The organism is Saccharopolyspora cebuensis, assembly GCF_039542665.1.
GTDB classification, from domain to species: domain Bacteria; phylum Actinomycetota; class Actinomycetes; order Mycobacteriales; family Pseudonocardiaceae; genus Saccharopolyspora; species Saccharopolyspora cebuensis.
This window is the reverse complement of the sequence record NZ_BAABII010000014.1, coordinates 1-26,377: the sequence shown is the minus strand read 5'-3', so window position 1 is coordinate 26,377 and position 26,377 is coordinate 1. Positions and strand designations below refer to the sequence as shown.

At 68.7% G+C, this 26,377-nt stretch carries 27 protein-coding genes; 18 read left to right on the top strand and 9 right to left on the bottom strand.

What is annotated here, in order from left to right:
- The first annotated feature begins 197 nt into the window (after window positions 1–197).
- Window positions 198–1,166 carry a replication-relaxation family protein gene (locus tag ABD976_RS19980; RefSeq protein WP_345365419.1) on the top strand — a complete coding sequence of 323 codons (969 nt, stop codon included), beginning with the start codon at window positions 198–200 and terminating at the stop codon, window positions 1,164–1,166.
- Window positions 1,167–1,171: 5 nt separating this feature from the next.
- Complete coding sequence (locus ABD976_RS19975; protein WP_345365417.1) at window positions 1,172–2,110, top strand: peptidoglycan DD-metalloendopeptidase family protein; 939 nt, start codon at window positions 1,172–1,174, stop codon at window positions 2,108–2,110.
- A 160-nt stretch (window positions 2,111–2,270) separates the two neighbouring features.
- Here the strand turns inward: ABD976_RS19975 and ABD976_RS19970 are convergent, their stop codons facing one another.
- Window positions 2,271–2,564 (bottom strand): hypothetical protein, encoded by a 294-nt coding sequence (locus tag ABD976_RS19970; protein WP_345365415.1) that lies wholly within the window; start codon window positions 2,562–2,564, stop codon window positions 2,271–2,273.
- A gap of 172 nt (window positions 2,565–2,736) precedes the next feature.
- Here ABD976_RS19970 and ABD976_RS19965 point away from each other — a divergent pair, with 172 nt between their 5' ends.
- The 5 genes from ABD976_RS19965 (at window position 2,737) to cutA (ending at window position 7,101) form a co-directional block, all read left to right on the top strand.
- On the top strand, window positions 2,737–3,612 hold the full coding sequence (locus ABD976_RS19965; RefSeq protein WP_345365413.1) for a hypothetical protein: 876 nt from the start codon (window positions 2,737–2,739) through the stop codon (window positions 3,610–3,612).
- A gap of 48 nt (window positions 3,613–3,660) precedes the next feature.
- Complete coding sequence (locus ABD976_RS19960; RefSeq protein WP_345365411.1) at window positions 3,661–4,068, top strand: hypothetical protein; 408 nt, start codon at window positions 3,661–3,663, stop codon at window positions 4,066–4,068.
- Between the two features lie 167 nt (window positions 4,069–4,235).
- Entirely contained in the window at window positions 4,236–5,036 is an 801-nt protein-coding gene (locus ABD976_RS19955) for a hypothetical protein (RefSeq protein ID WP_345365409.1), read from the top strand.
- A 1,141-nt stretch (window positions 5,037–6,177) separates the two neighbouring features.
- Window positions 6,178–6,450 carry a hypothetical protein gene (locus ABD976_RS19950; protein ID WP_345365407.1) on the top strand — a complete coding sequence of 91 codons (273 nt, stop codon included), beginning with the start codon at window positions 6,178–6,180 and terminating at the stop codon, window positions 6,448–6,450.
- 330 nt (window positions 6,451–6,780) lie between these two features.
- Entirely contained in the window at window positions 6,781–7,101 is a 321-nt protein-coding gene (gene cutA, locus ABD976_RS19945) for a divalent-cation tolerance protein CutA (RefSeq protein WP_345365405.1), read from the top strand.
- Here cutA and ABD976_RS19940 read toward each other — a convergent pair.
- Window positions 7,089–8,312, bottom strand: a complete 1,224-nt coding sequence (locus tag ABD976_RS19940) for an NsdA family TPR-like regulatory protein (RefSeq protein ID WP_345365403.1) — start codon at window positions 8,310–8,312, stop codon at window positions 7,089–7,091. The genes cutA and ABD976_RS19940 overlap by 13 nt on opposite strands.
- Before the next feature lie 1,108 nt (window positions 8,313–9,420).
- Here ABD976_RS19940 and ABD976_RS19935 point away from each other — a divergent pair.
- The 5 genes from ABD976_RS19935 (at window position 9,421) to ABD976_RS19915 (ending at window position 11,933) form a co-directional block, all read left to right on the top strand.
- Window positions 9,421–9,630 carry a hypothetical protein gene (locus tag ABD976_RS19935; RefSeq protein ID WP_345365401.1) on the top strand — a complete coding sequence of 70 codons (210 nt, stop codon included), beginning with the start codon at window positions 9,421–9,423 and terminating at the stop codon, window positions 9,628–9,630.
- Window positions 9,627–9,848, top strand: a complete 222-nt coding sequence (locus ABD976_RS19930; RefSeq protein ID WP_345365399.1) for a hypothetical protein — start codon at window positions 9,627–9,629, stop codon at window positions 9,846–9,848. The genes ABD976_RS19935 and ABD976_RS19930 overlap by 4 nt, the downstream gene beginning before the upstream one ends.
- A 176-nt stretch (window positions 9,849–10,024) precedes the next feature.
- Window positions 10,025–10,780: a hypothetical protein gene (locus tag ABD976_RS19925; RefSeq protein ID WP_345365397.1), complete on the top strand. Its 756-nt coding sequence runs from the start codon at window positions 10,025–10,027 to the stop codon at window positions 10,778–10,780.
- A 24-nt stretch (window positions 10,781–10,804) separates the two neighbouring features.
- Window positions 10,805–11,644 carry a S1 family peptidase gene (locus ABD976_RS19920; protein ID WP_345365395.1) on the top strand — a complete coding sequence of 280 codons (840 nt, stop codon included), beginning with the start codon at window positions 10,805–10,807 and terminating at the stop codon, window positions 11,642–11,644.
- A gap of 85 nt (window positions 11,645–11,729) precedes the next feature.
- The gene (locus tag ABD976_RS19915) at window positions 11,730–11,933 is read left to right on the top strand and encodes a hypothetical protein (protein ID WP_345365393.1); all 204 of its coding nucleotides are present in this window, start codon (window positions 11,730–11,732) and stop codon (window positions 11,931–11,933) included.
- A gap of 145 nt (window positions 11,934–12,078) precedes the next feature.
- Here the strand turns inward: ABD976_RS19915 and ABD976_RS19910 are convergent, their stop codons facing one another.
- The 3 genes from ABD976_RS19910 to ABD976_RS19900 are packed head-to-tail and all read right to left on the bottom strand — an operon-like array spanning window position 12,079 to window position 13,803.
- Window positions 12,079–12,948, bottom strand: coding sequence for a helix-turn-helix domain-containing protein (locus ABD976_RS19910; RefSeq protein ID WP_345365391.1), 870 nt, complete (start codon window positions 12,946–12,948; stop codon window positions 12,079–12,081).
- Window positions 12,949–12,959: 11 nt separating this feature from the next.
- Window positions 12,960–13,493: a DUF6879 family protein gene (locus ABD976_RS19905; RefSeq protein WP_345365389.1), complete on the bottom strand. Its 534-nt coding sequence runs from the start codon at window positions 13,491–13,493 to the stop codon at window positions 12,960–12,962.
- Window positions 13,474–13,803, bottom strand: coding sequence for a hypothetical protein (locus tag ABD976_RS19900; protein WP_345365387.1), 330 nt, complete (start codon window positions 13,801–13,803; stop codon window positions 13,474–13,476). Before ABD976_RS19900 ends, ABD976_RS19905 begins: the two co-directional genes overlap by 20 nt.
- Window positions 13,804–14,051: 248 nt before the next feature.
- Here ABD976_RS19900 and fxlM point away from each other — a divergent pair, with 248 nt between their 5' ends.
- The 5 genes from fxlM (at window position 14,052) to ABD976_RS19875 (ending at window position 21,205) form a co-directional block, all read left to right on the top strand.
- Complete coding sequence (gene fxlM, locus ABD976_RS19895; RefSeq protein WP_345365385.1) at window positions 14,052–15,380, top strand: methyltransferase, FxLD system; 1,329 nt, start codon at window positions 14,052–14,054, stop codon at window positions 15,378–15,380.
- Window positions 15,381–15,439: 59 nt separating this feature from the next.
- On the top strand, window positions 15,440–15,634 hold the full coding sequence (locus ABD976_RS19890) for an FxLD family lanthipeptide (RefSeq protein ID WP_345365383.1): 195 nt from the start codon (window positions 15,440–15,442) through the stop codon (window positions 15,632–15,634).
- A 101-nt stretch (window positions 15,635–15,735) separates the two neighbouring features.
- A complete protein-coding gene (locus ABD976_RS19885) occupies window positions 15,736–18,936 on the top strand; it encodes a lantibiotic dehydratase (protein WP_345365381.1) in 3,201 nt (1,066 codons plus the stop codon).
- A 26-nt stretch (window positions 18,937–18,962) separates the two neighbouring features.
- A complete protein-coding gene (locus tag ABD976_RS19880) occupies window positions 18,963–20,159 on the top strand; it encodes a lanthionine synthetase C family protein (RefSeq protein WP_345365379.1) in 1,197 nt (398 codons plus the stop codon).
- Entirely contained in the window at window positions 20,141–21,205 is a 1,065-nt protein-coding gene (locus tag ABD976_RS19875) for a thiopeptide-type bacteriocin biosynthesis protein (protein WP_345365377.1), read from the top strand. Before ABD976_RS19880 ends, ABD976_RS19875 begins: the two co-directional genes overlap by 19 nt.
- A 581-nt stretch (window positions 21,206–21,786) precedes the next feature.
- Here ABD976_RS19875 and ABD976_RS19870 read toward each other — a convergent pair.
- The 4 genes from ABD976_RS19870 to ABD976_RS19855 form a co-directional block, all read right to left on the bottom strand.
- Window positions 21,787–22,959, bottom strand: coding sequence for an MAB_1171c family putative transporter (locus ABD976_RS19870; protein WP_345365375.1), 1,173 nt, complete (start codon window positions 22,957–22,959; stop codon window positions 21,787–21,789).
- Window positions 22,959–23,504: a hypothetical protein gene (locus ABD976_RS19865; RefSeq protein ID WP_345365373.1), complete on the bottom strand. Its 546-nt coding sequence runs from the start codon at window positions 23,502–23,504 to the stop codon at window positions 22,959–22,961. Before ABD976_RS19865 ends, ABD976_RS19870 begins: the two co-directional genes overlap by 1 nt.
- A complete protein-coding gene (locus tag ABD976_RS19860) occupies window positions 23,494–24,315 on the bottom strand; it encodes an alpha/beta fold hydrolase (RefSeq protein ID WP_345365371.1) in 822 nt (273 codons plus the stop codon). The genes ABD976_RS19865 and ABD976_RS19860 overlap by 11 nt, the downstream gene beginning before the upstream one ends.
- Before the next feature lie 133 nt (window positions 24,316–24,448).
- Window positions 24,449–24,871, bottom strand: coding sequence for a helix-turn-helix domain-containing protein (locus ABD976_RS19855; protein ID WP_345365369.1), 423 nt, complete (start codon window positions 24,869–24,871; stop codon window positions 24,449–24,451).
- Between the two features lie 763 nt (window positions 24,872–25,634).
- Between ABD976_RS19855 and ABD976_RS19850 the strand changes: the two genes are divergently transcribed.
- On the top strand, window positions 25,635–26,351 hold the full coding sequence (locus ABD976_RS19850; RefSeq protein WP_345365367.1) for a GGDEF domain-containing protein: 717 nt from the start codon (window positions 25,635–25,637) through the stop codon (window positions 26,349–26,351).
- The last annotated feature ends 26 nt before the right edge of the window (window positions 26,352–26,377 follow it).

Genomic DNA, 26,377 nt, shown 5'->3' with positions numbered 1-26,377 from the left:
TGACCCACCTCGGCGCCTACCACGCCGCCGCCCGCCTGGTCTCCCACGGCGAACACATCCGCCCCTTCACCCTCCACACCCGCCCGCTTCCCGACGCCGTGCCCGGCCGCAGCCGCCACCTCCGCACCACCACGGCACGCACCCCTTCGGAATAGCCGCCGACCCTCTCCCTGCGAGGTGCTTCTCCCATGGCTCAGATGCCTGTCCGTCAAGCCGTGCTCCGCAACGCCCGCACCGACCGGCGCACGCCGCGCGCGGCCAACACCGCCGAGCACCAGGCCCGCCTGGCGTCGCGCCTGACGGCGCGGGACCGGTGGCTGGTGGCGATGCTGCACGAGCACCGGGTACTCACCGGCGACCAGATCGCAGCACTCGCCTTCCCCACCGCCCGCGGGGCACGCGCCCGGCTGCGCAACCTCTGGTGCTGGTCGGTCCTCGACCGGTTCCAACCCGTCCTCGCCCGCGGCACCGCCCCGATGCACTACGTCCTCGGCCCGGCCGGCGCCACCGTCCTGGCCACCGGCCACGGCCTCGACACCACGGACCTCGGCTACCGCCGCAACCGCACCCTCGGCATCGCCCACAGCCTGCGCCTGGCCCACACCATCGGCTGCAACCAGCTCCTCACCGACCTCGCCACCCACGGCCACCTGCGCGCGTGGTGGTCCGAACAGCGCTGCGCCCGGTCGATCGGCGACCTCGCCCGCCCCGACGCCTACGCTCACTGGGCCACACCCTGCGGTGAACTCGGCTTCTTCGTCGAGTACGACACCGGCACCGAGGCCCTCGGCAAACTCGCCGCCAAACTGGCCGGCTACCACGACCTCGCCCGCGCCACCGGCCAGACCACCGCCCTGCTGTTCTGGTTCCCCAGCACCCACCGCGAAACCCACGCCCGCCGCACCCTGCACCGCACCTGGACCGAGATGGCTGAACCCGGCCTCCTGCCGATCGCCACCGCCAGCCGTGAGGCCCCCCATCCCTCCGCCGACGCGTGGCTCCCGCTGGAGACCAGCGGCCCGCGCCGCCCACTCGACCAGCTACCGCACACCTGGCCCCAACTCACCCCCGCACCGCCCGACGGCGAAAGCCCGCCCACGTCCACGAACCCGGCGCTGCCGCCGCCTCCACCCCAACCACCCACGAAGCACCCCCGGCCCCGGTGAGCCCGATGCTCCGCATCCTGATCACCGCCGCAACCGCCTTCCTCGGCGTACTCGTCACCCTCGTCGCCGCCGTCACCGGCACCATCGCCACCCTGATCCCCACCAGCAGCGCGCCCAGCGCCGCAGCGCCCGCCGACATCCCCGCCGACTACCTCGCCCTCTACCACCAGGCCGCCCCGCTGTGCCCCGGACTCGACTGGGCCATCCTCGCCGCCATCGGCAAAATCGAAACCGATCACGGACGCCTCGACGCCCCCGGCGTGCACTCCGGCGAGAACTTCGCAGGCGCCGGAGGACCCATGCAGTTCCTCCAGCCCACCTTCGACTCCGTCACCGCCCGCCACCCCCTCCCGCCCGGCGGAGCCACCCCACCCTCGCGCTACCACCCGCACGACGCCATCCACGCCGCCGCGCACTACCTCTGCGACTCCGGCGCCGACGACGGAGACCTCCGCGCGGCGATCTTCGCCTACAACCACGCCGACTGGTACGTCAACAAAGTCCTCGCCCAAGCCGAGAACTACCGTGCCGCAGCGACCACATCCGCGACTTCGGCCGGCTGGGCCCTCCCTGTGCAAGGCCGGTGCACCTCCGGCTTCGGCCCACGCCCAGGAGGCTTCCACCGCGGCCTTGACCTCGCTGCCCCGACCGGCACCCCCATCGTCGCCGCCGCAGGCGGCACCGTGCTCAATGCAGGCCCCGCCTCCGGCTACGGCCTCTGGGTCCGCATCCAGCACACCGACGGCACGATCACCACCTACGGCCACAACCACACCAACCACGTCACCCCAGGACAACCCGTCCACACCGGACAGCTCATCGCCGAAGTCGGCAACCGCGGCGAGTCCACCGGACCACACCTGCACTTCCAAATCGACACCGGCAACGGCGCCCTCGACCCCGTCGGCTTTTATGCGCAACGAGGCCTGCGGCTGTGTCCCTAAGCAGGGTCTTTCGGTGTCACTTCAGTCGCCCATGGCGGGCCGTAGAACAATGGTGTCGGCGAGCTGGACAGGCATAACGGAACCCCGGCGTCGGTCGCGCCGGGGTTCCATTGCCGATGGCGACGCGGACCGGCGCCGACGCCGGTCCTCCGCCCGCCGGTCAGGTCCGGTCGGTCACTGTGAGCGCAGCCAGTATCTCGTCGCGCTTGTTGATGTAGTCGTAGCCCTCAACGGGGACGGGGTACAGGGCGAGCAGGTCGGCCAGCGCGTCTCGCTCATCCGGGGTTACCGGGACGTCGTGTTTCGCCAGCACGGCGCACATGATGTCCACCATCTCGTTCCACTCGCCGCCCTTGCCGGATTCGCGACACATCCTCAGTTGATCGGGCGGGAACCGATCCGCCAGCCGTTCGAGCAGTACCTGTGCGTCTCGGCTCAGCTTGACCAAGTCCATTGCTGATTATCACCATTTTCGCCGTGTTGAGGTCGTCGGCGTCTTCGGCGAGCTTGCCCAGTACGAAGCTCAGTGCCTTGTCGACGTTCTGGATGGCGGACATGCGGTGATCATGCCTAGACCCCCCGACGTCGTGCTCTCTGTCGAGCAGTTGCGCTGCTAGGTTCATGGCATGGCTGATGCCACCGCCCCCATGGGCCCGCAGTCTTGCCGGTGGGAAGACCTGCGCAAGGAGCCGATCGAGGAAGTGATGTGCCGCGTGGAGGGTGGTCTCGGCGTCCGGCTCGATCGGGACACCGCGAGGACGAAGCGGCGGTCGGTCGGTGCTCGCAGCGACCGAGGCACGTGGGTTCGCATCGAGGGCCGTCCGCTGGTCACGATGTCGGCCCAGGGCCAAGCGGGCAACGGCATGGAGGCCGCCGCACTGCTGCACGGGATCGCCAAGCCGGAGTGGTACCGCGCTCTGTCCTGGCACGACCCGGCCGGCGGGCTGGCCTGGCGTGCGGACGAGGTCGAGCTGGTCACCGCCGATCCGGTCCAGCGCGGCCCGCTGCGCGACGACGTGTTCCCGGCGGATGCCTGGTGGGCTGCGTTGAACGACTCGATGAACGCCCTGGCCGGTCAGCACACCACCCGAGTCGCGACGCCGGACACGGAGGTGATCACGCAAAAGCTGGTCACCCGCGAGATCGAGCGGGTCTTCCCGGGACGGGTGGACTCGACGATCACTGGGCCGTGGACGCCTGCGCACGCGGATCTGAACTGGTCGAACCTCACCGGACCGGAGTTCTGGATCCTGGATTGGGAAGATCACGGCATGGCGCCGCGCGGGCTGGACTCGGCGAACCTGTGGGCCAGCTCGTTGACCGTGCCGGAACTGGCCGAGCGGGTCTACCGGGAACGCCGCGCTGATCTGGAGACGCGGTCGGGCAAGGTGATGGCGCTGTTCTGCGCCGCCAAGCTCCTCAACGACTCCTCCGTCCCCGCGTACCTGCGTGAGATCGCCACGCGCGAAGCGGACAAGCTCGTCAACGGTCTCGAGCGCTGACGTGCTCGCCCTGCGATCAGGCGGTAGCGGTGGATCGCCGTTTCGCTGATGGCGAGCTGGGTTGCGGCGCAGGAGGTCGCGCAGGTGGTCGACGTTGCTGGTGCCGACGGCGACACGGGCAACGGGCGGCAGCTCGTAGGCCAGTCGGAACGCCACCTGCGGCGTCGTGCACTGCTGGTGGTCAGCCAGGAACGCGCGAAGATCGATGGCATCCCACACGGGGTCTGCCGCACTTCCTTGACCGACAGACATCTCCCGCCCGACACCGGCGGCGGTGCCATCGATCCTGCGGCCTTCGGCGAGTCTCGCGGCTCTGCTGCTGAGAACCCGCCCGAATCCGGAAGTGCCGCCACAGCGTCCGTGGCGCTCCATCGCGCCGGAATGTCAAGCCACGTAGGCGACCCGGCGCAGTGCACGACCGGCATGGGTGAATCTGTCGCAGGAAATCGCAGGTAGTCGTTAAAAGACAGTTGTCTTGTTTTTCATGCCGCTTGACATGGCGCCGGGTATCGAGCGTTGATGGTTCCACGTCATTTCCGCGTGTCCCTGAATGTCGGGGAATGGGGAAGTGATCACTGGGGCGATCTTGCCCTGTCTCGAATCCCATCTCCGAGAGGAATGTCATGCCCAGCAATGCAAGCGGAGTGGTCGCCGAGCGTCAGGAAGACGTCGACGTGCCGGGTCCGGAGAAGAATTTCTCTTCTCAGCAGGACGGGCCGCGCACGGAAACCGAAACCCGGGTGTGGGCCGCGCTGAGTGCCGAGCCCCAGACCACTGAGCAGCTCGCCCGTGACGCCGGGGTCGGCAAGTCCACCGCCGGTAAGGCGCTGGCCCGCTGGTCGAAGAACGGGGCCATCACGCGGACCACGGGCCCGGGGCCACGACACCCCGCGCTGTGGTCCCGCCCCGAGACCGGTGGGCAGCACGGCACCGCGCACGCGCCCGAAGCTGTTACCGAGCCCGGCCCAACGGAGGCGCAGGTCAACGGCGTCGAAACCGATTCGGACGGTGGCGCCGACGAGCCACTGGCCGCCGAACCCGGGGCGAACGCCACAGCGCACACCGCACCCGAATCCGAGGAGACCCCGCTCGTCTCCGACGGGCCCGAAGCGGGCACCACGGCCGAGACGGCGCCCGAGTCTGCGGAGGCCCCGCTTGCCGTGGACGTGCCCGAAGCGGATCCCGGGGCCAGCCAGGAGGCGGCGCCGCCGGAGCGGCTTGCCCCGGGAGCGCTGCACGGATTGGTGGAGGACTTCCTGCGTGAACACCCGGGGCAGGAATTCGGGCCGAGTCAGATCGGCAAAGCGCTGCATCGTTCTTCCGGTGCGGTGAACAACGCACTCGAGAAGATGACCACCAAGGGCGTGGTCGTCAAAACACGCGAAGCGCCGAAGCGGTTCTCCCTTGCTGGCGAGACCGAATAACCGACCGGTGAAAAGGATGACCATGCGACCGGAAGAAACTTCAGCGCCGGGAACCGGCGCTCTGCACGAAGTGGCATCGGAGAAAGACACGGCTGTGTGCGGAGTGGATGTCAGAACGACCAGGGGAGCAGTCGAGGGGGCTTGCCCGGTATGCCTGAGAAAGAAACCATCAGGGAAGCGTTCCTCGGTTCGGGATCGGCGAAGGGGGCGTGGGCGTCCGGGGCGGCCGACCGTGAATGGCACTGCATCGCTCGGGACGACTGGGGCGTCCTGGAATGCTGCTGCGGCCACTTCCTCCTCGGTCCGGTCCATCTCCGACGCGCCCAGCCTCAGGCGGGCACGGATGGCCGCGCGGTCTGCGCAGCGTCGGAGGCTCGAGCAAACCCCTGGTTCGACAGCAGCACCGACCGGTTCCTCGTCGACACCCTCACCTTTTGGGAAGCGCGGGCCACAGCCGAGTTCCACCTCTGGCCGGATACCGACCCCGACGCGCACCACGGGCCCCACGACTGGAGCAGGGACGCCTTAGCGGCACGACGCGGCACCCCCCAGACGGACAGCGCCGTCGCGGTGCCCCGGGCCGCCTGATCTTCGAAGGAGTGAGCTGGTGAAACGGACCACCGCACGATGGTGGCGCCGCCTGCGCCACCGGTGGACGGCCGCCCGCGATCGGCCGACGCGCGACCGCTGGCAGACGGCGCCCAGGCACGGTGATCGTGGTGATGCTGGCGCCCTACCCGCCGGGCACGTCCCGGGGCAGGAGACTGCCGCACCGGACGAACCGGTGTGGGTGCGGCCGGTGGGGGCCTCGAAGTGGCACCTGCTCAGCGCCGGGTGCGCACCGCGCACGCACCCGGTGGCCCGCTTCGACGGCCGGTGCCCACCGCGCGCCGGGGGCTACGTGATCTGCCTGGGCTGCGGTTTCGATGCGGGCATCGGCGCTGAAGCCGCCACCTACATCCCCACACCCACCCCCGACCGCGTTCCCGTTGTGGTTCCCGGCCCGCGAACGAGCAAGGACGCGGAGAGCCCTGGCAGTTGCAGCCTGCCAGGGCTCTCCACGCCCACTCCGGAGCCTACCGCTCTGGCCGCGTGAACCCAGCGCAGCGCACACCCTTTTCGACGAATCGAGGACAACGCCATGACACAACGGCATGATCCCGGGATCGACCCGGAGCTGCATGCGGTGGTGGAGTTCGCCAAGCGCACCCGCCGCGAGCTCAACGACGTCACCTTCCGCCTTCCGGGACGCGGCGACGTCACCGCCGAAGACTGCACTGACCTGGCGGCCAGGCTGCGGGCGCTGGCCAAGAAGCTCGACCGCCACGCCGCAACCCGCCCAACCCACCGCGACGCGCCCAGCAGCCCGAACCCGGTGACCCCGCCACGGACCTGGATCTACCCCGAGCTGTAACGGAACGCGCTCAGCCGTCCCCTGGTAGTCCGCCAGGGGACGGCTGAGCGCATTTCATGGCCGGGCTTCGGACCGTCCCCGCAGTCGTGCCCACGAGTTGCTGCTACGCGGGCCTACCAGCCGTGCCGTTCTTGCTGGAAGGGTCGCGATCACGGCGAACCCGGCCATGGAACGGCATGCGATGTCGCACCTTCGCGACCGTTGTTCCGCTCGCGGCCGAAACGTCCAGCAGCCACGGATCTTCGCCAGCGCTCCGTCGCGCTGGCGGTGCCGAATCGAGCGCTCGCTGCTCCGCCGTGGTGCTCAATGCCTAGGCAGTACCCTCGCGGCATGGCTGACTACGTGCAGGTTGTGACCACGACTGACTCGGAGGACAGGGCGGCGACGCTGGCGCGGAGCATCGTGGAGGCGCATCTCGGGGCGTGTGTGCAGGTCGTGCCGATCCGCAGCTTCTACGTCTGGGAGGGAGCAGCGCAGGATGACCCGGAGTGGCAGTTGCAGATCAAGACCGCTTCGGGGCGCACTGACGCTCTGATCGAGCACATCAAGGCCAACCACGACTACGACGTTCCCGAAGTGATCGTCACTCCGATCACAAGCGGGAACGAGGCGTACCTGAAGTGGATGGATGAGGAAACTCAGGCTTCCTGACGCGGAGCCGTCAGGCCCGAGGTGATGCGCTGCCGCAGGTCCCTGGTGATGCCGCGACCGGGGGCTTGCGGCAGCTTTTCGGTCAGTTCCCACAGCCGGTCCTGCGCCAGGCTGGCCTCGTAGCGGACGGCCAGCGGAAGCGCCTGGGATGTGAGCTCGTCGGCTCGGTCGTAGTCGGCTTTGGTCGCCGCGGAGAGCGCCAGATCCGCGACGACCAAGGCGCGGACCTTGGTTTCCGACGGCGACAGGGATTTCAGGAGGGAGCCCGCGAGGTTGTCGGTGTCGCGATGGTTCAAGCGGCCGTAGGAAGATACGGCGAGGCTGCCGAGCCGGGAAGCACCGAAGAAGCTCGTCCACGATCGCTCGTGGTGAGGCCGGGCGTAGTCGTAGGCCGTGAACGCCCGTTCGAGGGCGCGTTCGACGGTTGCGACTTCCCCGATGCGGGCGGCCTCTTCTGCTTGTCGGGCGGCGATCCACGCCTGCGTTGTCGGTGCTGCCCCTCGGACGTGTTCACCGGCTCTGGCCAGGACTTGCACTGCTTCATCTGACTTGTCCTGTGATGCGAGCAGGTAAGACCAGTAGTTGAGGGTGCACGCGGTCAGCGGGCCATCCCCCGCTTCCTCCGCCATTCCCAGGGCGTCTTTGTACCGCTTGAGGGCTTGTCGTGGCTTGGAAAGATCGAATTCCAGCCATCCGGCGAGCGCTTCCGTCTCACCTGCCGCTGACAGCAACCGTCGCCGGTCGTGTTCGTCCGAGGTGACGGCCAACAGGTCCCGCAGGGTCCTGCTGTGCTCGGTGAGTGACGCCAGGATGGTCCGTGAAGGTGTGGTCTCCTCCAAGTGGAAGAACTCGGTCGTGCGGTCCTGCATGAGGTCGATCGTGCGGACGTCCGGGGCGCGGCCTTGCTCGATCGTGTCGGCCAACCGTTGCCACGGTGCGACGCTCATGATGGCGGCGCTCGCGAACTTGAGGACATCCCGGCGGTGCACGTCGTCATCTCCTCCGTCATAGGGCCTATACGGCGCGAGGCTAGCTGGTGTGCCACTTGATGAAGATGTATCCAGCGCATCCTCAGAGCTTCTGAACCACAGCGCCGATTGAGGGGCGTTGAGCAAGCGCGCCCACTGCCTGAGCTTGGCGAGGTCGGTCGGTGGCCGGTCCCGTTCGATGCGGCTCACCTGGCTTTGCCCGATGCCCAGCCATTCGGCCATCGCTGCTTGGTTGATCGGCGAAGGGAACGCGAAGCGGTACAAACGGACTATACGGCCAAAGTGCTGCTCAGCGATAGCGGTGCGGACTTCCTCGCGTCGCCAGAACCCTTCCGGGGGAGTCGGTGGCTGCTCAGCTCCGCTGGACGAGGCGCGACGACCGCAGGGGCTGCACAACGTCGCGCGGTGGTCGTGGGCGAGACGGCAGCCGCAGTCAGCGCACTTCTTCATCGCCATATGCGCTTCACTCCGTAGCGTTGCGATCGCCCTTAGTGTATCCGGTCCATATCACGAACTAGCTGCATTTATGGATGCGATGCATAGTGCCTGCATAGGGCTATGCCTTCCAGCAATTCGCCTCCACATCAACCAGGTCCACAGTCCCAGGCAGCAGCCGGAAGCAGTCACCACTCCATCGCTGGCTCGGCTGCTGGCGACGTAGCCGCCAGCGAAAGGTGGGGACCGAGCGGCGGCGGTGAGAACTGATGACGGTGCACTTCATCCTGGCTTGCCTGGCGTGGGCTTTGGTCATCGGACCGGCGTGCTTGCTGTGGCTCCTGCCCGAAAGCTCGCGGCATCCGGAGACCTCACCCAGTCGCGACGGAGGGCTTCGTCCTTCGCGGCGCGCGGTCGCCGGAGGCGGCCGGGTACTCGGGCCGGCCGCCTCCGGCGGAGCCAGTGAGCCGCGTGTGGAGGTGAAGGCGTGAACCTCGGGCGTAGAGCAGAAGTCCTGACCTTCTGGTGGGTGGTGAGCCACGGCTGCGACCGCCGGCACGTCTCCGAGGCTTGCCCACTGGATATGGACGACGGCACCGAGCACCCGATGCTGTGCGGTGCGGCGATCTCGGTAGCGCAGCCGGGCTGCCGCGCTCCGCCCGCACCAGGGACCTTCGAATCGTACTGCGGACACTGCGCGCAGCGTTCGATGGAACTCGTCGGACTTCGCCAGCGAAGGGACCAGTTCCACTTCTGAGCCCCGGCCCGGCGTGGTGATTCCCCGACTCGACGCCGGGCCGGGTTCCACGGCTCGGCTGGTGCGTTCCTCCCCGTCCCCCGACACCCCGAGGGACGCACCGGCCGGGCCCCTTCCCTCGTGTCGAAGGAGCAGCTAATGGATTGGTTCGAGATCCCGGCCCGTGACGTGCTGGGCAGACGCTTGACCCTGCGGCTCGGGCACTCCCGGGACGGCATCAGGGTGCTCTTCCCGGCCGCCGCGGCGGCGAACGTGCTCACGGTGGCCGAGGAGGACGTCCCGGCGCTGGTGGAGCAGGTGAGCTGCACGGGCGGTACCGCACCGGGCGACGCGAGCAGCCAGCGGTGAGGGCGGTCAGCACCGTGGGCAGGTACTCCGTCGGTGACGAACCGGAGGGCTTCATCACCGCTTGGTCCGGCGATCTCGCCAGCGATTTGCCGCCGGAGATGCCCACGATGCTGCTGCCACTGCCGCAGCTCACCCGGCCCGCCGACGACACCCTCCGGGCGAAGGACCCGCACTTCATGCGGGAAGTGCTGCACGCGCTCCGCAAGAAACGCTGGTGAAGCCCACCAGCCGCAACCAGCACCGAGCAGAAGGAAGGAAGCACGGCATTGGCGCAATGCACCAACTGTGGTGGCAAGGGCTGGGTCACGGAGTCTGCCGACCGCGGCGGCGTCCTCGAAATCACCTGGCCGACCTGTGGCCCCTGTCAGGGCACGGGCAACACCCAGGAGGACGAGTGATCACCGACGACACCACCCCCCGTAGGACGGGCACCGCCCAGCAGAACGCGGTGGAACCCGTCATCGACATGCAGCGCTACGAGCTCGACCACCCATTACCACGGCGGGCCACACCCGCGACCCTCAAGCGGGTCGCCTGGGCCAAGATGCTGGCAGTCGACTTCTTCACCGCCACCTTCGACGGCGTGGACGGTCTGTTCGCCCCGTGGTTCCGGGTCCTGCTTGATCGTGTTGACTCGCTGTGGCTGACCAGCCTCTACCTCCGGACCTCCACCGATGGCCACGGTCCGTCGCTGTGCGTGCGGAGGGCGGAGTGGCACCGCGAACGGGACATGGCCCACGCTCAGGAAGCCGACAACCTCGCCGACTACCTCACCACCGGCACCCAGCTCGACCACGACTTGATTTTCGGCACCGAGCACGGGCTGAGCGACATCATGACGGCCACCCGCCGCATGGTCGGCACGCTCGCCACCGGCAGCCGCATCTCCCCGATCACGCCCCGGCCAGCGCCGTGGTGCGAGGTGCAGGTCGAAGTCGTCGACCCCGCGCTGACCACCCGGTTCGGCTACTCCCCGCAGGCACAGCAGTGCGCTGCCCTGGAGTACGCGCTGCCCGGCTGGCTCGCCGCGGCCGAAGACACCGTCCACCACCGCAGCGTCATGCCCGACCGGCCGGTGCGGCTGACTCTGCACCGCCTTCCACCCAAACCGGCCTCCGCACCGCTCGCCCTGCTCCGCACAACCCAGTAACCACCACGGAAAGAAGGACGGCATATGCCATCAGCACCTCGCACGACCGCCATCGCGCTGGCGCTCCCCCTCGCGCTGGCCGCGCCCGCCTCCACCGCTGCCCCCGCCAGCCCCGGGACCGCACCGCTGATCGTCGGCGGCACCGACGCCACCGAGCACTACGCCGGACCGGTCAGCCTCCACCTCGACGGGCGCGGCCCGTTCTGCGGCGGCACCCTCATCGATCCCGAGTGGGTCGTCACCGCAGCCCACTGCACGTTCGCCCTCGACGACCCCGCGCACCCACCGAAGCCAGCGGACGCCATCACCGTGCGCTGCGGCACCCAGCAGCTTCACCACGGCCCGACCGCGCGCGTGGAGACCATCGTGGTCCACCCCGGCTGGGACTGGGCCAGCACACCGGGCCCGGTCGATGACATCGCTCTGATCAAGCTCACCGAGCCGGTCAACGCGCCGCCCGCCGAGCTCACCGACACCGCCCCCGTCCGCAACGATGAGGTGCGCCTGCTCGGCTGGGGCTTCACTGACCCGGCCGGAAACGGGCCGAACCCCGAGACGCTCCAAGAGGTCAACACCCGCGTGGCACCCGCCGAACGGTGCACCGCCGCGAGCATCTCCCCGGGCGAGGTGTGCGTCGCCGACGAGCTCCCCCACGTCATGCACGGCGAGCACGAGCGCCCCGGCGCCTGCTTCGGCGACTCCGGAGCCCCCGCACTCACCCGCCACGACCAGAACTGGCGCGTCATCGGCTGGGCCTCGCGAGCCGGAGGTGAAGGCACCGCCACACCATGCGACGGGCAACCCGACGTCTACACCGACGCCAGCCACTACCAGGACTGGATCGACAACGTGATCGACGAGTGACGGGCCGGGTCCGGCTGTCCGCACGTGGCCGTCGGCCTCGCTCAGCCGGACCCGGGTATCCACGGCTGGTCATAGCCGCTTTTGCGTGACGACGCCGTACCGGCTCGTGACCGACATGCTCGACGATCTCAAGCAGCGGGGGATCACCCGCGCCGTGATCGTCTACGGGCATGGTGGCACCTACGTCCTCCAACACCCCGTGCACGAGACGTCTGCCGGTCACCAGCGGCGTGTCCTGCTGAGGCCGAACGGTCGCGTCTGGGATCAGGCCAGCATCACCGGCGGATAAGGTCTGCGCATTGCTGGAAGCGTTCATCGCCGAATTTGCTCGGCCGTTCATCGAGCTCAGGCGGCCAATGGACGAACGGACTTCTCATCAGCCGAGAACACGTCCGCCTCGATAGCGGGCCGGGGTGCAGGGTTTCCCACCGAAGCTATGGCGGATCCGTTGTCGACTGGTCGTTCTGCAATCCGTAGAGGTGATCGAGTGCTTCGCTGATCAAGTTCCGTGCCGCTGCTCCGCTGACGGCCTGCTGGGTCAAGTGCTGGAAGGCTTTGCGATAGAGCGCTACTTCGCGGGGTTGGTTGATGCTCAGTTCAGCGGAGATCGTTTCGACGTGAATCAGGTGGTCGTCGAAGAGGATGAACTGGTTGACCGGTGTGCGGTACTCGGCATGGCTGGGGACGATTCCCAGGGAAACGCGAGGCAGTGACATCACGGCGAGCAGCCGGTCGAGCTGGCCGACCATGACATCCACGCCGCCCACCATCGTCGCCAATGCCTGCTGGGCGAGGATGAAATGGAACCTGTGATCGCCCCGGTACAGGATCCTCTGGCGTTCCATCCGTTCGGCGACGCCTGCGTCGAGATCGTCGGGGATATCGTAGAACTCGATGACTCGGCGCATCACTTCGTGCGCGTACTCAGCGGTCTGCAGGATTCCTGGAACGAGGGCGGGTTCGTACCACCGCATGAGTTTGGTGTTCGACTCCAGCCTTCGGGAAGCGTGTTGTCGGCGGCGGGTGCCGCTGCCGAGCATCCTCCGCCATTCCACGTACATCGACTCGATATTGCGGACGGCGGAGATCAGGTCCGGCGCTTGGTTCGCGGCTGACGTGTGCTGGCACCACGTCCGGATGTCCTCTTCGGAAGGCGTTTGCTTCCCGTACTCGATCTTCGAGACTTTCGAGCTGTGCCAGCCGGCGAGGGTGGCCAGGCCCCGGCCAGTCAACCCGGCGTCCTTGCGGAGATCGCGGAGTTGCTGACCGAGACTCTGGCGTGCCTCGCGGAGGGAGTGCGTCACGAGATGTCGTCCTAAGCCGTGACGTGCTCGGTCTCCAGGTAGCGGTGGTGCGGGATCGCGGCCTGCCAGACGCGGTCCCGCACCGTCCGGCAGTGCTCCACGATGACGGGGTCGCTGGTGGCCGCGCCACCGCAGAACTGGCCGCCGGGCTCGAAGACCGTGAAGACGACGAGCGAGTCATCGAAGAGCCAGAAGTCATCGGCCGGCAGCTCGGCGGGCTCGATGAGATGGCGGGGCAGCCAACGAACCTCCTCGCCAGCGGCGATGTTGTGCTCCGCCACCGTGAGTCCCCACCTCGTGTAGTCGGCGTGCGGGACCGTCACGATCCGCGCCCTCCGAACGACCCGCCCCGCTTGCGTGGCGCTGCGGACGATATCGAGCCAGGGCTGGAACCACGCGAAGTCGTCGTGCTGGCCGGTGAGGAACGAGTGGAACGGCCCGGACTCTTCCGGCGTCTGGTACGTGTCTTGGACTTCGAGGTGGAACGCGTCGTGCGCGAAATCGCGGAAGAGCGCGTCGAACGCGTCACCCTGTAGCAGCTCCACTGACCCAAACCTCCTTGCTCGTCGGGACCTCGACGCACGTTTCGTGTCCCGGGACGTCCATCTGGTTCAACGCCTCGGGGTCGGTCACGGGTTCGCCGGAAAGGAGGAAACTCCCGCGCCCGGTGTCATCGAGGTGCGCGCCCAGGCATTTCCCCTTCTCGACGTGCCCCAGCAGGCGGTGGGGGATCTCGACCCGTGTCGCGTGTCCGCGGACCTTCCACCCCTGCACCACGTAGGTATCGCGATCAGTTGCGTACAACGTCGGCGAACCTCCGCCCTGCGTCTCCTTGCCGAGGAAAGTTAGCTGCATGACTACCCCTTCCACCAGGGACGTGCGCAAGTTTGCTTGAGCACGTCGATAGTGGCGGCACCCGGAGAAACCGTCAACCACCTCCCGCACGAATAGGTCTTCTGCGAGCAAACTAGAGCAAACTTCTGGCCTCGTCACCGCGCCCAGTCGTAGCTTCACTGCCGATCATGTTGATCAGGTCGTTGACGTGGATCGGGCCGTCCGTCCGATCGAGGCCGACGGCATCGAGGGATGGGACGAGCAGGCACGTGGATCTAGCCCGGAATCAGCGGTTCAGCGCAGCGCCGGATGTCCTCGGCGCGTCCGACGCGCCGGAGGGTGTGGAGGCGGTACGAACCGCGATGCTCGAGCGGCTATGGGAGTTGCAGGCGCTCCGGACCGACCGCGTCGCCGAGGTCTTCGCCACGGTCGACAGGCATGCCTTCGCGCCCGGTGTGCCGTTGGACGAGGTGTACGCGGCCACCACAGCGGTGAAGACGAAGTGGGACGAGCACGGCCACGCGATCAGCTCGATCTCTGCGCCCCAGATCCAGGCGTTCATGCTGGAGCAGGCCGACATCCGGCCGGGCATGCGCGTTCTGGAGGTCGGCTCGGGCGGCGTCAACGCGGCGATGCTGGCCGAACTGGTTGGTGAGACCGGCAGCGTGACCACCATGGACATCGACCCGGAGATTACCGACCGTGCCCGGGGCCTCCTGGATGCGGCCGGGTACGCGCAGGTGCGGGTCGAATGCGGCGACGCCGAGCACGGTCTTCCCGGTCCCGGGCTCTTCGACGTGATCCTGGTGACGGTCGGCTGCTGGGACATCCCGCCCACCTGGATCACACAGCTCGTCGACGGAGGAAGGCTCGTACTCCCGCTACGCATGCGCGGAATTACGCGCTCGTTGGCCTTGGACCGTGACGATGACCGCCTGGTCAGCCGGTCAGCCGAAGTCTGCGGCTTCGTGAAGATCCAGGGCCATGGCGCCCACCAGGAGCGCATGCTGCTGTTGCACGAAGATCAGATCGCCCTGCGCTTCGACGACGACACCTACCCAGCTGAGCCCCATCGGCTCGACGGCGTCTTGGCCTCCGAACGTGCCGATGCGTGGTCCGGAGTGACTGTCGGCGGAGTGGAACCCTTTGACTCGCTCCCGCTGTGGCTGGCCACGGTACTGCCGGGGTTCTGCCTGCTCACCGTCGCCAGCGACTACGACCAGGCAGTGGATCGTGGCCCCGCGTTGGTCGATGAAGGCGGCAAGTGGTTCCCGAGCGCCAGCGTTGATAGCACCGGGGACTCGTTCGCCTATCTGGTCAGCCGCCGCGTCGGCCAGGGCGTCTTCGAGTTCGGTGCGCACGCCTTCGGACCACATGCCCGAGCCGTGGCCGAGGAGATGGCCGAGCAGATCCGCGTGTGGGGCCGCGACTACCACCACGGACCTGCCCCCATCGTCGCTGCCCGGTCCCGCACCGCTTCGGACCAGGACGCCGCCGTCCTGGGCGGCACCGCTCTGGATGGACCACCGGCCGCCGAGGCCGTCATCGACAAGCGGCACACCCGCGTCTCGATCTCCTGGCCGAATCCGGCTCCCTGATGGGGCCTGCGGGTCCGGTCAGGCTCGCAAGAAGAACAACAGGAAAGGATAGGTGGATCATGCCCAGCACGGCCAGCACGCTCCCTCGGCCCGGAACTCAGAGCACCGGTCAGACGGGGGAAGAGTTCACCCTCAACTTCGAGGTGATCGAGGCGGCCTACCCGCTCGCGAAGCTCAGCTGCGACACCGACGACGGCTGCGGTCAGACCTGTTCGACCAGCGCCTGCAACAGCCAGGCCAACAACCCCTCCTGATCTCCCGGCCCCGGGGTGTCGACGCGGCCTTCCCACCCTGCGTCGGCACCCTGCGGGCCGCAAGCACCTCCCGATCCGGATGCCGTAGGAGATGTGCTCGGATGGCAGCGCCACGATACTTCCACCACGCCGGACTGGTGCTGGTACGAGCCAGCACCGACCCGGGCGGACTATCCCTGCCCGCACTCGATCTGCACACCGCCGACGGCGCCGACACCATCGGACGGGCGTGGTTGGCGCGGTTGTGGGACCGCGAGGTCGTTCGTACCGCGCTGAGCATCGCGAGCCCCGCATTGTGCGAACAGATCTCCGAGGTGCTGTCGGGCGCCCGCCTGCCGCATCGGCAGTGGCGTCGCCTGCTGATATCGGTGTGCTCGTACGTGCTGCGCTGGCAGCACCGTCCCACTCCGTTCGGCCTGTTCGCCGGCATCACCACCGCCACCATCAGTCAGACCGTCCGCTCCAAGTTCGGTGAGGACCATGGAGTGCTCGCCCGGTGCGACCCGGCGTGGCTGGACGAGGTGATCGGCGGACTCGAACGTGAGCCCGCTGTGCTCGCCGAAGCGGTCCTGGTGGTCAACAACGCTGGAGTCACGCGGGGAGACCGATTCGTCGTCCCGAAGAACCTGCCCACCCGCAGCGCCGAGTCCGAGCGGATCGTGGCCGACCTCGGAGAGGTCGATCTCTCCTTGCTGCGGACCCGCCCGGTTGCAGTCGCGCTCGACGGCGCCGACCGCCCGGTGCACGGACGCGAGCTGATCGCCCGACTGGAGGAGGAATTCCCGGCAGCGGACCGTGGGCAGATCACGACGATGCTCGCCGAGCTGGTTGCCAACCGGGTCCTCCTGACGAACTTGCGAGCCCCGGCCACCCACACCGACCCGGTCGCGCATCTGCTGGACCAGCTCGACGCCATCGAGCGGAACACCGGGCGAGACGAGCGAGCGCCCGGCATGGAGCGGGTCGTCGAGGTCCGCGGTGCACTGCGGCTCCTGCACCATCAGATGACCACCCCCGATCCCCACACCGGAAAGCCGGTCGCGCTCCGCGCCGGGACAGCGGTCAGGAGCCATGCTCCGGACCCGAGCACGCTGTCGGAGTCGCCGCCGCGTCCAGGGGTGGACGTCGTGGTCGACGGTCAGCTCGCCCTGCCTGAAGCCGTGCTGCGGGAGGCTGAGGGCGCTGCCTCCGCGCTCCTGCGGCTCACGCACAACCCGTTCGGCACGCCTCCGTGGAGGGACTACCACGTCCGTTTTCGCGACCGCTACGGCGCGGGCGCAGCCGTGCCAGTGCACGAGCTCGTCTCGGACGCGGGACTGGGCTATCCGGTCGGTTTCCTCGGAGCTGCCCGCGAGCAACCCATCCGTGGTCTGAACGATCGCGACGCGGTCCTCCAGAGACTGGTCCAGGAGGCGGTCCTCGACGGCCGCATCGAGGTCGTCCTGTCCGAACCGGTGATCGACCAGCTCGCTGTCGGGGATCACGCCGACCTCTTACCGCCTGGGCGGGTAGAGCTCGCCTTCACCGTGCAGTCCCACTCGACCGACGCCCTCGAACGGGGTCGTTTCGAGTTGTGGGTCAGCGGCGCCCCGCCCGCGTCGAGCAGCATGATCGGGCGCTTCACCTCCTTGTTCGATGACCGCGACCGCGACCGGTTCGCCAGCAGCTACGACGCCCCCGATCCCGACGTGCTGTCGGCGCAGTTGTCCTTCCGGCCACGCAGGATGCACAACGACGCCGTCACCCGGACCCCGCGCCTGTTGCCGTGGCTGCTGCCCATCGCCGATCCCGCCAGCGCCATGGCCGGTGGTGCCGAGGCTGCCGGTCATCTCGACGTCGACGCCCTCGTGGTCACGGCGACCGCCACGCAGTTCTTCCTGATCCATCGGCCCACCGGCAAGCAGGTGCACGCCCACGTGCTCAATGCGCTGGAGACCACCGTGTTCACCCCACCACTGGTGCGGTTCCTCGCGGAGCTCGCCACGTCCCGCAGCGCGGTGTTCGGACCGCTCGACTTCGGCGCTACCCGTACCCTCCCGTTCCTGCCCCGCCTCCGGTACGGGCGCAGTGTGCTGGCCCCGGCACGATGGCTCCTCTACCGCGCCGACCTGCCCGGCCCGCAGGTCAGCGCGCACGATTGGCAGGTGGCGTTGTCCTCTTGGCGGCAGCGTTGGCGCGTGCCGGCGCACGTCGTGCTGTGCGAGGGAGAGCAACGTCTTCCCCTCGACCTCGAGCAGCCCACTCAATGCAGCCTGCTGCGTGCACGCCTGCACCGGGCCAACCACGTGGAGCTGCGCGAAGCGGGCGCCCCCTCTTCTCAGGGCTGGACCGGACGTGCGTGCGAGTTCGTCGTCCCCCTGGCCGCTACCCGACCGGATCAGCTTGGAAAGCCACCACCCCGAGGCCAACCGACCAATACCGCCGCTCCCGCTGCGCACGACTGCGCCGCCAGCAGCACCCCCTCGCTCCCTGCTGTGCCTGGCGGGGCAGAGCTCGTGCTGGCGCAGCTCGAAGGGCATCCCCAGCGGTTCGACGAGATCCTCACCGGTCATCTGCCCCGGCTGCACGAACGGTTGATCGGCGACGCGGTCCGGCTGTGGTTCCAGCGACGTCACAACACGACTCGTCCGGACTCCGACCACTACCTGCAGATCTTCGTGAGGCTGGTCGGCGTCGAGCAGTACGGCACGGTCGCGGGCCACCTCGCCGCCTGGACCGAGGAACTGCGCCGGGCGGGTCTGGCAGCACAGCTCAGTTTCGAAACCGCGTGGACGCAGAGCGGCAAGTACGGCACCGGCAACGCCATGAGCGAGCCGGTGTTCACCGCCGACTCCGATGCCGCGCTGGCCGAACTCGGCCTCGTCCAGCGTGCGCGCATCCCGGTCCAAGCGGTCGCCGCGGTGTCGATGGCCGACCTCGCGGCCAGGCTCGCCCCGCGCCCCGAACTCGGATGCCAATGGCTGACCACGGTGCTCCCGCAGCGCCACGGCCAGCTCGGCCGCGAATTGCGGGAGGAGTCCTTGCGGCTCGCTCACCACCTCGGCCACTTCGAAACCGCAGCCGCGGAACGACGAACCGAGCAGGAAGAGGCGGTACTCACCGCCTGGGCGCGGCGGGGAGAGGCGCTCACCACCTATCGGACGCACCTCGACCGCGACCCCTCCGGAGTGCTTCGAGCGCTGCTGCACGACCACGTCACCCGCACGGTCGGCGTCGGCCCCGACCGGGAGCAGGACACCAACCGGCTCGCGCGCGCGATCGCGCTGCGCGCTCAGGCACTCAACGCCCGGGAGCAGCCGTGACGTTGTGCGGGAAGACACCGAGAGCGGTGGTGCTGGAGCGCTTGACGGGTCCCCTGGCCGGGCCCACCGCGACCGCCGAAGCGGGCGGACAGTCGCTCTCCCGTGGGGCGGCCGGAATCGCGCTGTGGCACCTCGAACGCGCCCATCACCACGACCCGGGCGCGCGCCAGCGGGCGCACGCCTGGGTGCGGGCCGCACTCACCGAGCCAGTCAGCAACGCCGGGACCGCTGGCCTGTTCGCCGGACTACCGGCGATCACGTTCCTCCTGCACACCGCCGAGCCCGTCATCCCCGACTACCACCGAGCCGTCCAGGAATGCGACGCGCACCTGATCCGCTTGGCGCATCACCGTGTCGACGCGGCGATGGCCCGCATCGACAACGGCGAGCCCGCCGCCTTCGCCGAGTACGACCTGCTGCGAGGACTGACCGGCATCGGGCAGGTACTGCTGAAGTTCCGTCCCGGCACCGACGCGCTTGCCCGGGTCCTGCGGTATCTCGTCCGGCTGACCGAACCGCTTCACCTCGATGGCGAGACCGTGCCGGGGTGGTGGGTCGGCCACGACCCGGATCCGTTGCTACCGACCCCGGGTGGGCACACCAACCTCGGCCTTGCCCACGGCATTGCCGGACCGCTCGCGCTCCTCGCCACGGCGATGCGCCTCGGGATCACCGTCGACGGACACCGCGAAGCCATGGACACCATCAGCGCCCACCTCGACCGGTGGCGCCACACCACCGGCACCGGTAACTGGTGGCCCTACTGGATCAACCGCCGCGACCACGCCCGAGGGCACATCGCCCAACTCCACCCCGGACGTCCGTCGTGGTGCTACGGCACTCCCGGCATCGCCCGCGCCCAACAGCTCGCAGCGCTCGCCACCAACGACGCCCACCGCCAACATGCCGCTGAAACAGCACTGGCGGCCTGCCTTGCCGATCCTGCTCAGTTGCGGATGATCAGCGACGTCGGCCTCTGCCACGGCTGGGCAGGGCTCTACCACACCGCTGCGCGCGCAGCCGTCGACGCACACAGCCCGGCGCTCCGGAGCCATCTGCCGTACTTGGCGAGTCTGCTCGCCCAGCATGCCGAGGCCACCGAGCCGCCCGAGCACGCATTCCTCGACGGTGCCGCCGGGATTGCCCTCGCCCTCAGCGGCATCACGGATGACGCCGCCACCGCACCTCGTTCTGGATGGGACGCATGCCTGCTGATCGCATAACTTCCCCCACGAGCACGGCCGCGGCATCGGCGGACGAACTGCTCAGCGCGGTGCGCAGCGTCCTCGCAGGTGCTCAGCTCAGCGAGGTCGCCGACCATCACGGCTTGTCCGCGGTCGACGTGGAGAACGCGGTGGAGACCTACCACCACGCCGGGGTGGAGGCCCTGTACGGCCGCGCCGCCGACGCCGGCTGGTGGCAAGCGCACGTGGAATTCACCGACTGGTCCCAGGCTGAGCACGTCGCCGCAGTCCACCTCGCCCCCCACCTCCAGGCCTGGACAAACCACGGCCTGCTGAACCGGTGGTGGTTCATCCGGAAGGCTCCTTGCTGGCGCCTGCGTCTGCGCCCCCGAGCCGCCGCCTGGGAGGATGTGCGCGCCAGCGCCGCCGCTCTCTTCGACCGCCTCGTCGAAGAAGGGCACCTAGCCACGTGGCGCCCCACCCACTACGAGCCGGAAGTCGTCCCCTTCGGCGGGCCGGTCGGCATCGCGCTCGCTCACGACCTCTTCAGCGCGGACAGCATCAACCTGCTCACCTACCTCCAGGCTGACCACAAGCTGTTGGGCAAGCATGAGCTGACCTTGCTGCTGTGCACCGCACTGTTTCGTGCCGCAGGGCAGGAATGGTTCGAAGCCGGTGACATCTGGAACCGCGTGGTCCACCTTCGCCCTGATCCGCATCACAGCAGTACCGACACCGGCCACCACGCCACCCTCACCCAGCAGCTCCGCACCGTGCTCAACTACGACACCCATCCGACCGGTCCGCTGTTCGGCCCGCAGGGACTGCTGGCCTCGAAACGGTCATGGGCGGAAGCGTTCCACGAGACCGGCCAGGCGCTCGCCTGCGCGGCCGAGGAATCCAACCTGCAACGGGGCCTCCGATCGATCCTCGCCCACCACGTGATCTTCCACTGGAATCGACTCGGGCTGCACACCACTACTCAGCACGCGCTCGCTCACGCTGCCGCCACCGCGGTCCTCCACCCTCGCCCGACCAACTCCGGCGCACATCCCCGTGGCGGCGACGAGGAGGGAGCACCGTAACGCGCGTCGGAAGGCTTTAGCCCATGCCGGTCGCTCAGCGCGAAAGCGCGTCACCTCGGGTTCCTCTGTCTGTCAAGACTCGCTACGGGCTTGGCCCTAATACCCACCTGAGGTGACCGAGCAGGCGATCATTAAACTGAGGAGACGGGTTTCGAAGCCGACTGGTGCGCACAGACCGGTCGGGTTGCGACGAACTCCACTCATTGCCCGAAGCGCGCTCGACCGCTTATGAGCCGAGCTCAACGCCGAGTTCGAGGCCCTGCTCAGCGGTCTGCCTGCCCTGGGCCACTCCGTCGAAGAGGAGCCATGGCCGATCTGAGCGACGAGCGGCGAGCGTACCTGCCGAAGGCAACGCCAGACAGTGGATTGGCAGGATCCGGACGACCCGTGGGACGACCTCGTGGCATTCGTCTTCGAGTGCGGCACGCTCACTGCCGACCAGGCCCGGTCCGTGCGCGTCGATGAAGATGAGGTTTCCGAGCACCGGTGGGTAACCTCCGCAGAGGCCGCGAACCTGCTCTTCTCGACCAAGCGCCACCAGTTGCTGCGCGCCCCACCGCGTCGGTCGACGGCGCCTGCTCCTACACCGAACGCTGAGGACCTTGAAGGCCGTCAGCGCGGTGCTCGTCCATCGCCGACTGGGACGCGGACCGGGCGAAGGCTCGGGAGAGCCGGAGCAGTTCGTGGGTGTCGGCGTCGATGCCCTCGTGCTCAGGTGCCGCCACGACGGAGATGGCCGACCCCGGCGCTCCCTCGGCTTGCCGCGCGAGCGCGCTGCTGATCAGAATGGCGGCGTCGTCCGCGGGGGTGTCGGTGGTGATGGGTGCTTCGAGGTAGGGGGAGAGCTGGAGGAGTCCGTCGCGGATCTCGATGATGCGGCGGTAGTAGCGGATTCCGATACGCCGTGCCCGGAGTGCTTCGCGAAGGGGTGTGGTGGGCTTGAGCAGCGCGATGTTCGGGAACGCGGTGACGAGCGCAAGCCACAGCGGGCGGAGTTGCCGGTACTGGCGCCATTCCGTGATCCAGATGCGGCTCTTGATGAGTCCGGTGCGGGCGCCGGGGTAGGCGATGCCGGCGAAGAACACGCTGATGCCGATGGCCAGCAGCGGTGTGGTCCAGGTGGAGGTGCCGGGTATCGGGTCGTGGCCGACCGCGAGGCGTCCGGAGGTGGAGACCACGCGGGGCGCGTGGACGAGGACGGCGTTGAAGGCGAGACCGGCGGCGGCGACGCGGAGGCTGGCGCGTGCGCGGGAGCGGGTGTGGTCGGCGGCGCGCCAGGCGAGCAAGGTGCCGCGGGCGCAGGCGTAGGCGAGGTAGAGGTTGCCGACGAGGTAGAACGCGAGGAGTTCCGGGGTGGCTCCGGCGTCCTCGTAGTTCTCGCCGCGGTGGTCGGCTGGGGTGGCCAGGAACAGCGCGATCAGGGCGGTGCTGGTCACCGTGGACAGTCCGAGTTCGCGCCAGCCGCGTCGGGCGTTGTCGGAGCTGGCGGACACGTCGGTGAGCAGGATGATCAGCAGTGCGAAGAAGAACGTGAGGAAGACGTTCTGCACGAGCTTGGGGATCTGCAGCGGGAGCTGCTCGGCGATGTCCGGGATGCTGACGGCGAGTTGGGCGGAGAGGGCGCCGACGACGAGCATGGTGCAGAGGGTGACCACCCGCAGCCCGCGGTCCTGCGGTGCCCGGACGAGCTGGCTGACCTTCCAGATCGCGGCGATGAGCGCGGCCAGCCACATGATCAGGTTGGGCACCAGCATCACAACCACCCCTGGTGGTCGTCGAAAGCACCGCGGAGGCGCTTCGCGGTCGGCCCGGCGTGGTCGGAGCCGTGCTGGAGCCGGTCGACGAGCCGCGCCCAGTCCTTGATCACGGTGGCGACCATCTCCGCTTCCCACTCGTGGTGGGGCTCGTAGCCGTCGCGGCGCAGGGCGCGGCGCACCATCTCCAGCGGGATGTCCGGAAAGATCTGGGCCCAGATGTCGTCGCCCGTCTCGGCGCTGTCGTGGCCGCTGATGAGGTGGCCGATCTCGTGCAGGATGATGTGCTCCTGATGACCGGGCGTGGTGTCGCGCTGGTAGAGGATCCAGTCGGTGCCGCCCACGTCGGACCACATCCCGAACGGGCCCGGGACGGGGAGTTGGTAGGGCACGAGCTTGATCTCCCGCTGGCGTTGCCTGCCGAGGCGGTCGCACAGCTCGCGGACGTCCAGGGGTGCGTCGATGTCGAGGTCGCGCAGGAGTCGGCGCACGCTGCGCCGGAGCTGGAACTCGTTGCGCCACCCGCGGCCGGAGCTAATCGCCATCGTCGGCCTCCGCGATCAGTCGGCGCAGGGTCGTGGCGCTGGCCCAGGGATGGCTGACGAGGCCGTTGTGCCCGCCGGGCAGTTCGGTGAGTTCGCGGCCGAGTTCGCGGGCGAGCTGTTGGGCGCAGCGCCATTCCCACCGGCTTCGGGAATCGCGTCCGCCGGTGGGCACGACCGCGGTCGTGGCGGGCAGTGCGGTGATCTGCTTGGCGCGCAGGTCGCTGCGGCGCACGGCGGGGAAGTCGTTGCGGAAGAAGGCTTTGAGGTTGGCTTGTCCGTCGCCCACCGTCGGCGCCGGGCGTGCGCCGTCCTCGCGGGAGTCCACCGAAGGGCCGCCGAGCGTGGCGAAGGTTCGGATGGCGGCTCCGAGGTCGCCGCCGTCGGCGAGTTCGGCGACCTGGTCGAGTCCGGCTTCCCTCTCGGGGTCCCGCACCAGGGAGGGCATCGGTGGTTCGTGCGCGATCAGCACGCCGACCTTGCCGGGGTGGCGCACCGCGAGGTGCAGGCCGATGACCGCGCCGATGCTGGGGCCGATCACGTTGGCCCGCTCGTCGGTCATCTCGGTGAGCAGCGCGGCGGCGTCGTCGGCGTGGGTGGCCATCGCGTCGGCCCCGGCGGGGCCGGAACTGCGGGACAGTCCTCGGCGGTCGTAGGTGATCACTTGGTGGTCCTGGGCCAGGTCGTCGGCGAGTTGCTCGGTGGCTCCGGCTTCGCTGAGACCGCCTTGGACGATCAGCACGACCGGGCCGTGCTCGCCGCGGAACTCGGCGTAGAGCTGCCCGCCGTTGGTCTCGATGGTCCGTGCGCGCACCGGTCCTCCCCGAAGTCTTCCCGTGGGCACGGACATCCTCAAGGCGGAGTCGCGCCCGTGCATGGCGACGTGCGGAAGGGTGCCTTGTCGACGTGCGGAAGGGAAGTGCCAGCTCAGCGGGGTGCGGTCGACGTCACCCGGACGAGTCGTCGTCGCGCTCCTCGCGGGAGGCCTGGAACTCGATGAACTGCAGCACGCTCTCCAGCGCGTCCGGGGTGAGGGTGCTGGCGCGGGCGGCGATCTGCTGCACCCGCTGTTCGCCGAGGCGCGCGAGGAGCTCGTGCTGCCGGGCGAGCTCCCGGCCGCGCTCGGAGTCGCTGAAGTACTCCAACTCGACCCCGAAGAACTCCGCCAGCCGGGTCGCGACCGCGTAGCTCGGCTCGCTCTCGCCCTTGAGCAGCGTGTACAGGTAGCTGCGGGTGATCCCGGCCGACCCGGCGACCTCCGACTTGGAGAACGGCTTCCCGTCCTCGCGCCGCATGCTGGAGAACAGCGTGGTGAGCCTGGAGGCGAAGGTGCCCGCGCCTCCAGCGGCGTCCTGTTCCTCCTCGGCCACGGCTCACACCTTCTCACTCAGCAGACGTCCTCTACATGCTACAGGACAACATCAAATGTCCTTTGCAGTTGACACTTGGGTCGACGTCTCCTACCTTCGAGATGTGCCTGTCCACAATATCGGACAGTTTTGGTCGAGGTGTCGTTGTACCACCGAGGGCACCCGGCGCTGCGAAGCAGCGACGACTGGCTCCATGCCGTAGGGCGGGAGCTGAACAGCTGTACTAGAACCAACGAAGCTCCGCGAATCGGCGGGTAGGCCCTGAACAGGGCGCACGCGGCACCCGCGCGCGGACGACCAGCACATCTCCGTGCCGAGGAACGTGAGCCCGAACCCGTCGCGTGGCCGTGACCGGGTTCGCTTCCATACCACATGTGGCCGGGCTGTGGCGAACAGGAGCAAGTCATGTCCGATGAAAAAGCACACTCGCGCCACGAGCGAGCGCACCGGCGGAGCTTCCCCGCCGAGATCCTCGACCACGGAGACCAACACGAATGCCTCCGTCCCGAGCCGAGCGCGGAGCTTCGCGGATCCCACTGATCCCGGAGCGCAGGACCGAGTCCTCGCCCATGCGGCTGCGGGAATCGTGGGCCAAATTCGCGCCGCTGTGATCGCGGCGGCCGAGACAGGTCCGTTGGCATCTGTGACTTCTCCAGAAGTGAAGGGCACTGGTGCCCGGGTCGCTGTGAGACCTGCGCAGCGAGCAATTGAGTTTTGAGAATTCCTTTATCTGCTGGAAATCACTATCAGCAAGGAGCGTTGCATGAGTACTGCGCTGATGTGGACCACCCTCACTACCGCTCTCAAAGGCACGGGAGCACTACTGCACCGGACCCGCCCCCGTGCCCACGCGCTCGAAGTGGCCAACGCCGAGCTTCGCCGGGAATTGCAGGCGTGGCAGGACTACACCGCCGATCTGGAAGGCGAGTTGGCGCGGGCGAGTGCCCGGGCGTGGGACACGGTGGCGGAGGTGCCGGTGCGGGCGGTGTGGGAGTCGATCCTGGATGCCCGCCTCGCCGCGGAACCGGCACGCACGGCCGTGGTGTGGGTCGACCTGGACGACTTCAAGCGGGTCAACGACCGCCACGGTCACCTGGCTGGGGACGCGGTCCTGCGCGCGGTGGCCCGGCGTTTGGAGGAGGCGTTCGGGGACCGGTCGCCGGTGGTGACCCGCCTGGGTGGGGACGAGTTCGGCGTCGTCACCCGCGACCTCGACACCGAGAAGAATCTCGCTGGGTTCGTGGCGTTGATGGCCGAGCCGGTCGTCTTGCCGCATGGCAGGTCGGTGCGGGTGACGGCCTCGGTCGGGGTGGCCAGTGCGGCTGAGCTTCCGCCGGGCGCTTCGCGGGAGGACGTGCTGCGCCTGGCTGATGCCGGCGCCTACGCGCAGAAGGCGAGCAGGGGAGGCGAGATCCGCAGTGCCCCGTCCCCTCGCGCCCGCGAGCACGGCGTGGTGACGGCGATGGAGGCGGCGCGGTGAGGGACGAGAAGCGGGCAACGGAACGG

Excerpts from the sequence above, each read along its gene's own strand:
- ABD976_RS19980 (WP_345365419.1), top strand. The coding sequence starts at position 198 with ATGCCTGTCCGTCAAGCCGTGCTCCGCAACGCCCGCACCGACCGGCGC.
- ABD976_RS19975 (WP_345365417.1), top strand. The coding sequence starts at position 1,172 with ATGCTCCGCATCCTGATCACCGCCGCAACCGCCTTCCTCGGCGTACTC.
- ABD976_RS19970 (WP_345365415.1), bottom strand. The coding sequence starts at position 2,564 with ATGGACTTGGTCAAGCTGAGCCGAGACGCACAGGTACTGCTCGAACGG.
- ABD976_RS19965 (WP_345365413.1), top strand. The coding sequence starts at position 2,737 with ATGGCTGATGCCACCGCCCCCATGGGCCCGCAGTCTTGCCGGTGGGAA.
- ABD976_RS19960 (WP_345365411.1), top strand. The coding sequence starts at position 3,661 with ATGGCGAGCTGGGTTGCGGCGCAGGAGGTCGCGCAGGTGGTCGACGTT.
- ABD976_RS19955 (WP_345365409.1), top strand. The coding sequence starts at position 4,236 with ATGCCCAGCAATGCAAGCGGAGTGGTCGCCGAGCGTCAGGAAGACGTC.
- ABD976_RS19950 (WP_345365407.1), top strand. The coding sequence starts at position 6,178 with ATGACACAACGGCATGATCCCGGGATCGACCCGGAGCTGCATGCGGTG.
- cutA (WP_345365405.1), top strand. The coding sequence starts at position 6,781 with ATGGCTGACTACGTGCAGGTTGTGACCACGACTGACTCGGAGGACAGG.
- ABD976_RS19940 (WP_345365403.1), bottom strand. The coding sequence starts at position 8,312 with ATGGCCGAATGGCTGGGCATCGGGCAAAGCCAGGTGAGCCGCATCGAA.
- ABD976_RS19935 (WP_345365401.1), top strand. The coding sequence starts at position 9,421 with ATGGATTGGTTCGAGATCCCGGCCCGTGACGTGCTGGGCAGACGCTTG.
- ABD976_RS19920 (WP_345365395.1), top strand. The coding sequence starts at position 10,805 with ATGCCATCAGCACCTCGCACGACCGCCATCGCGCTGGCGCTCCCCCTC.
- ABD976_RS19900 (WP_345365387.1), bottom strand. The coding sequence starts at position 13,803 with ATGCAGCTAACTTTCCTCGGCAAGGAGACGCAGGGCGGAGGTTCGCCG.
- ABD976_RS19890 (WP_345365383.1), top strand. The coding sequence starts at position 15,440 with ATGCCCAGCACGGCCAGCACGCTCCCTCGGCCCGGAACTCAGAGCACC.
- ABD976_RS19885 (WP_345365381.1), top strand. The coding sequence starts at position 15,736 with ATGGCAGCGCCACGATACTTCCACCACGCCGGACTGGTGCTGGTACGA.
- ABD976_RS19875 (WP_345365377.1), top strand. The coding sequence starts at position 20,141 with ATGCCTGCTGATCGCATAACTTCCCCCACGAGCACGGCCGCGGCATCG.
- ABD976_RS19870 (WP_345365375.1), bottom strand. The coding sequence starts at position 22,959 with ATGCTGGTGCCCAACCTGATCATGTGGCTGGCCGCGCTCATCGCCGCG.
- ABD976_RS19865 (WP_345365373.1), bottom strand. The coding sequence starts at position 23,504 with ATGGCGATTAGCTCCGGCCGCGGGTGGCGCAACGAGTTCCAGCTCCGG.
- ABD976_RS19850 (WP_345365367.1), top strand. The coding sequence starts at position 25,635 with ATGAGTACTGCGCTGATGTGGACCACCCTCACTACCGCTCTCAAAGGC.